The 2,277-nt window shown below is 40.4% G+C and carries 1 protein-coding gene and 2 pseudogenes; all 3 read right to left on the bottom strand.

Annotated elements, in window-relative coordinates:
- Positions 1–95: 95 nt before the first annotated feature.
- A pseudogene (locus tag AC5YCI_RS09195) lies at positions 96–1,007 on the bottom strand (8-amino-7-oxononanoate synthase); the annotation flags it as partial.
- Positions 1,004–1,375: pseudogene (locus AC5YCI_RS09190) on the bottom strand (aminotransferase class III-fold pyridoxal phosphate-dependent enzyme); the annotation flags it as partial. The pseudogenes AC5YCI_RS09195 and AC5YCI_RS09190, both read right to left, overlap by 4 nt.
- Before the next feature lie 18 nt (positions 1,376–1,393).
- Positions 1,394–2,277 (bottom strand): RNA-guided endonuclease InsQ/TnpB family protein (locus tag AC5YCI_RS09185; RefSeq protein WP_496175445.1); only part of this gene is annotated, 884 nt, incomplete at its 5' end.

The following is a 2,277-nucleotide window of genomic DNA, read 5'->3' as shown; positions in this document are numbered from 1 at the left end:
CGACACACAAAGTGACCCAAATAGAAGAATTACTGCCACACCGGTGGCAACCCGACCAAAATTAAAAAATAGGTATGGGGTTCAGCGGATGCTTACGATAAATCGGCTAAATGTGTTCGCTGTGCCGAGAGAGATTGCATGCGTTTAAAGACGAATTTTGTCCAGGCAGCACTGATTGGAGGCTGTGCCGTACTAAAAATCAGTGGTCGCATAAAATTGATTAAGTAATTACGAATAGTGTCATGACATACAATATAACCGCCCATTGAAGCGAGCGCCTTGCCAAAAGTCCCGACCAAAAAATCGATTTGATTTAAAACACCATATTGTTCAGCACATCCTAAACCATGACGACCACGCACTCCAATAGCGTGAGCCTCATCCACATAGAGTAGAACTTTAGGATGATTCGATTTAAGAGCAACTAGGGCACTCAAATCTACCTCGTCACCATCCATACTAAAAATTGATTCTGTGACTACAATAATGCGTTCTATTGCTCTATCATCTTGATATTGATCCAGCAATGTTTCTAGATGAATCAAATCATTATGTCGAAAGCGCAAATATTTAGCCTTTGATAAACGGATCCCGTCAATAATACTTGCATGTACCAACTTATCTGCCAAAATCAATGTTTTAGCATCACTTAATGCTGGTAAAATTCCAATATTCATGTGATAGCCGCTATTAAATAATAGAGCTGGTCGACCAAAAGCAGCTAGCATTTCTGCTTCAAGTTGTTCAAACTCACTGTAGTTGCCTGTTAGTAAGCGTGATGAACTGGCACTCATGCAACGTTGTTCATTCGGGAGCTGATTAAAAAACTCTTCTCTTAATTGGACGCTAGAGGCTAACCCTAAATAATCATTAGAAGCCAAATTAATCAAAGATTGACCTTGATGCTTTAAAATGAAATCACTGGAAGTATTCGCTTTGAACTGTCGGTATTGACCTTGTTGTTTGAGCTTATCGAGTTGCTCTTGAAAATAGTCAAGATGGTTCATGCACGCCCCTCCATGGCTTGCAACATTTCAATAAGATGTTGTAGCAATTTTTCCAATTGTGCATTGGTTATAATATAAGGCGGCATCACATATACGAGCTTGCCAAAGGGACGAACCCAAATCCCACGTTTAACGCATTCAGCTTGAAATTGGGCCAAATCCACATTGCTATATAATCCAATCACACCAATCGCACCCAACACACGTATATCTTTAACAATATTTAAAAAAGTAACTCTATTTAATTGGTGATTTAAAATACGTTGGATACGCTGAATATTAGCTTGTCAATCTTGTTCAAGTAACAGTTGCGTGCTTCTCAATGCTACAGCACAGACCAATGGATTAGCCATAAAAGTGGGGCCATGCTTGACATCCTCCCCGCCCTAAAGGACGGGGACTCCTACTGCTAGACGCTTATGCCCAAGCGCAAGAATGTTTAGAGCTGAGTTTTTATCTCTGTCGTGAGCCGTACCACAGCTCGCGCACTCCCACTCTCTTATTCCAAGACCTGTCCTACCTTTCGGACTACTTGCGGTGATCTCACCACAGCACGAACAAGTTTGGGAGGTATAGGCTTCATTGACTTCCTCAAACAATACCCCTGCGTTCTCGCATTTATACTTGAGCATTGTTTTTAGTGCTGAAAATCCTGTATCTAAAACAGATTTTGCTAGTTTAGTTTTTACAAGTTTCTTGGCACTTAAATCACCTACAATAATGACTGCATTATTTTTAACAAGCATGCTGCTTGCCTGATGCAAATGGTCTTTACGACAGTTTGCAATCTTGGCGTGTAAGGCACGTACACGTTTTTTATTTCTTGCTCGTTGAGCAATACCTAATTTCTGTTGGTACTGGCGATAGAACTTAGGATTTGAAATTACAGTGCCATCAGAACAGGTGGCAATATCTTTTAAGCCTAGATCAATGCCTATAGCTTTGGTTGCCATTGGTTTTTCTTGCTTCGAAAAGTCAACCACAAGACATACATACCAACGCCCACGACTGTCCTCAACAAACGAACCTGTTCTAACAGTATATTTGCTTAGTCCGTAGCTATCCCATAAGCCAAATTTAGTTTTTCCATATTCAACATACCCATCAGCATATTTTAGTCCTGATTTTTTAAATGGTATCCATCCAAGCGATCTTCGTGCTGACGTCTTGTTGCTTACACGCCATTTCAGCTTTGCTTTTTTAAATTGCTTTCTTCGAGTGATCAGTTCTTCTGTAATCGCTTGTACGGTTTGACTATGTAGGTTGCATT

It is taken from the genome of Acinetobacter sp. CY17 (assembly GCF_059515825.1).
The sequence above is the reverse complement of the archived record's forward strand: the minus strand, read 5'-3'. Positions and strand labels throughout refer to the sequence as shown.